Source organism: Dellaglioa sp. CoH-57-MRSF-16 (genome assembly GCF_056782055.1).
In genome coordinates, this window is the sequence record NZ_JBXAXZ010000241.1 from 1 (window position 1) to 230 (window position 230).

The following is a 230-nucleotide window of genomic DNA, read 5'->3' on the forward strand; positions in this document are numbered from 1 at the left end:
CTAGGAGGAAATATGGAACTCGATCTCGACAAAATCTATGAGGACGTTAAGAACGACCCGATGTTCGAAAACGACCACGAAGTTGCATGGGGCTGTGTGGTGCGCGTTCTGAACACAGTAGCGCCGAGCTGGCATAAAGGCCGAAACACCCCGATTTACAATGCGATGCAGGCTATCGCCACGCTTGCGACACCCGAGCCGCAGCCCGGAGACACGGAACTCGTGTACGT

The 230-nt window shown here is 54.8% G+C and carries 1 protein-coding gene; it reads left to right on the top strand.

The window, feature by feature from the left end; genetic code table 11:
* Window positions 1–12 precede the first annotated feature (12 nt).
* Window positions 13–230, top strand: a 218-nt coding sequence (locus AC1RPH_RS08560; protein WP_481762161.1) for a hypothetical protein, incomplete at its 3' end; no start/stop codon positions are given.